Origin of the sequence: Streptomyces sp. NPDC059900 (assembly GCF_050270335.1) — a bacterium.
GTDB lineage: Bacteria > Actinomycetota > Actinomycetes > Streptomycetales > Streptomycetaceae > Streptomyces.
The window spans coordinates 1-2,798 of sequence record NZ_JBNNJZ010000822.1; the positions used below are offsets into that span (position 1 = coordinate 1).

The window sequence follows — 2,798 nt, forward strand, 5'->3', positions numbered from 1 at the left end:
GCGTAGGCCAGCCAGCGGTCGTAGCCCTGGTGGAAGTGCGGGTCCGTCCAGCGGATGTCGGAGAGGAAATGGCCGGAGGAGGCCACGGACACCACGCGTGCGGTGCCCGGACGCAGCGCCGGGTAGAGGCGGTTGAGCAGGGCGAAGTGGCCGAGGTGGTTGATCGCGAAGTGGGATTCCCAGGCGCCGTCCGGGCCCGTACGGGTCTCGGGGCAGGCCATCACGCCCGCGTTGTTGATGAGGATGTCGAGGGTGCGCCGCGTCGCGAGGAAACGGTCCGCGAAGTGCCGGACGCTGTCCTGGTCCGCCAGGTCCAGTGGCTGTACCTCGACGCGGCCCGTGCCTTCCAGCGCCGCTTGCGCCGCACCGGGCCTGCGCGCCGGGACGACGACGTGCGCGCCCGCCTTGGAGAGCGCCCGGCTGATCTCCAGACCGAGGCCCGAGTAGCCGCCGGTGACCAGCGCCGTCCTGCCCGAGAGGTCGATCCCGTCGAGTACGTCGTCCGCCGTGCTGAGCGCGCCGAACCCGCTGCCGATGCCGTGCTGTCGCGCTGTCTGCCGCTGCTGCTGTGTGGTCATGGGCGCGACGCTAGAAGCTGGACCGCGCTCTAGGGCAAGGTGGCGGTCGCACCCCGACGAGCGGGAGACAACATGAGTGAGCACGGCACAAAAGCAATCCGGCCCCTCCTCGACAGCGCGCACACGGCACTGCGTACCGCAGTCCGAGGCGTGCCGGACGGGGACTGGGACCGCCCGACGCCCTGCGCGGAGTGGAACGTCACCCAGGTCCTCCAGCACGCCGCCGGGGACCAGCTGGGCTACGCCTCGGCCCTCACCGGAGGCCCCGGCCCCGCCGAGAACCCGTTTGCCCCGTCCGGCAAGCTCACGGAGTCCCCGGGGGCCCTGCTCGAACCGGCCCTTGCGGCCGCCGCCGAAGCCTGGGCGAGGGTCGACGAGACGGCTCAGGAGGTACGGGTACCGCTGCCGCCCGGCACCATGACCGCCGCCCTCGGCGTCGGCGCCTGCGCACTGGACGCCGCCGTCCACGCATGGGACATCGCCGTGGCCACCGGCCAACCGTCGCCGCTCACCGACGACTTGGCGGGACCACTGCTGCACGCGACCCGGCAGATCGTCGAACCGGTCCGCGCCTTCGCCTTCGCGCGCGCCCTCGCGGCGGGGGAGGGAGGCGCGGATCAGGGTGAAGCGGCGGAACTGCTCCGCTACTTGGGCCGCAACCCCGACTGGACCCCCTAACCCCGACTCCCCGAGGACGGCATGCTCCAGACCCCTGAGTGCCCGACCGGAAGCGCCAAGTCACGCCGCGGACTGCCTGGCCCCACACCCAAACGCGACGACCCACCCACCCCGCCCCGGACGCGGGGTGATCGGGTGGGTGGGTGGGAGAGAGCCGTCGCGGAGTGGTGGGCCGGGATTGCCTGAGGCTCAGGAGCCAGGCCAGCTCAGGAGCCGGACTTGATCGCGGAGATGTCGAAGCTCAGCTTGATCTTGTCGGAGACAAGCACCCCGCCCGTCTCAAGAGCGGCATTCCACGTGAGGCCCCACTCCGAACGGAGAATCTGCGCGGTGCCCTCGAACCCGACCCGCTCGTTCCCGAAGGGGTCCTTCGCGGAGCCGTTGAACTCCAGGTCGATCGAGAGCGGCTTGGTGGTGCCGAGGATCGTCAGATCGCCGGTGATCCGGTAGTCGTCACCGCCCAGCGCCTCCGCCTTCGTGGAACGGAACGTCATCTCCGGGTGCTTCTCGATGTCGAAGAAGTCCGCGCTCTTCAGGTGACCGTCACGGTCCGCGCTGCCGGTGTCGATGCTCGCCATCTGTACGTCGATGGAAGCCGTGGACGCGGCAGGGTCCGAGCCGTCGAGGTGCAGCGTGCCCGCGATGTCGGTGAAGGAGCCCTTGACGTTCGTGACCATCGCGTGGCGGGCGACGAAGCCGATCGACGTGTGCGCGGGGTCGATCGTGTACTCGCCGGTCAGCGCGGCGAGGTCCGGGCTGACCGGGGCGGACGCCGCCGTGTCGGTGCCGGAGGACGCGGCGGAGGGGGCGGTGGTTTCGTTCTTGCGGCCGAAGAGACCCATGACTGCTCCTTGGGGACGAGCTGCGAGCGGAAACCCGAGCTGCGAGCTACGGATGCTGCATCTGTTGAATGTTCAACGAGATTGACTCTAGCCCTATTCAGTTCAATGTTCAACATCAAGCAGAGCGTGTCGGTGCGCTCACGCATCGGATCCGACGGTAGGCCCCGGCGTCGCAGGCCCGCCCCACCCGTCCCGGCCAAAGGGTGTGAGGTGTCTCTCACGCGCGCATGACCCGGCCCTTTGTTGAGTCCCTACAGCGCGATGCCCCTCTGAGCAGTCACTTAGGACGCCCTGGAACGGGCTTCTGTTCGGGGGTGCCAGGAAAACGGGCCGGAGACTGTTCATAGTCGACGGTCCGTTTCGGTAGGCCCACTTCGTAAGGTCACTACATGACCGTTTTGGACGACACCGCTTCTTCTCCCGAGGGCGAGCCCACCGACGCACGTGGACGCGTTGCCGAACTGCACGCGATCCGTGCCGAGGCCCTGCGCGGCCCGAGCGAGAAGGCGACGAAGGCCCAGCACGCGAAGGGCAAGCTGACCGCACGCGAGCGGATCGAGCTGCTTCTGGACGCGGGGTCGTTCCAGGAGGTCGAGCAGTTGCGCCGGCACCGGGCGACCGGGTTCGGCCTGGAGGCGAAGAAGCCGTACACGGATGGTGTGATCACCGGCTGGGGCACGGTGGAGGGCCGTACGGTCTT

At 69.3% G+C, this 2,798-nt stretch carries 4 protein-coding genes; 2 read left to right on the forward strand and 2 right to left on the reverse strand.

What is annotated here, in order from left to right:
* On the reverse strand, window positions 1–578 hold a 578-nt coding region (locus tag ACQKIP_RS44455; RefSeq protein ID WP_427745596.1), incomplete at its 3' end, for an SDR family NAD(P)-dependent oxidoreductase.
* Between the two features lie 72 nt (window positions 579–650).
* Here ACQKIP_RS44455 and ACQKIP_RS44460 point away from each other — a divergent pair.
* A complete protein-coding gene (locus ACQKIP_RS44460) occupies window positions 651–1,256 on the forward strand; it encodes a TIGR03086 family metal-binding protein (protein ID WP_365865823.1) in 606 nt (201 codons plus the stop codon).
* A gap of 206 nt (window positions 1,257–1,462) precedes the next feature.
* Here the strand turns inward: ACQKIP_RS44460 and ACQKIP_RS44465 are convergent, their stop codons facing one another.
* Window positions 1,463–2,098, reverse strand: a complete 636-nt coding sequence (locus ACQKIP_RS44465; protein WP_365865825.1) for a YceI family protein — start codon at window positions 2,096–2,098, stop codon at window positions 1,463–1,465.
* 389 nt (window positions 2,099–2,487) lie between these two features.
* Here ACQKIP_RS44465 and ACQKIP_RS44470 point away from each other — a divergent pair.
* On the forward strand, window positions 2,488–2,798 hold a 311-nt coding region (locus tag ACQKIP_RS44470; RefSeq protein WP_427745597.1), incomplete at its 3' end, for a carboxyl transferase domain-containing protein.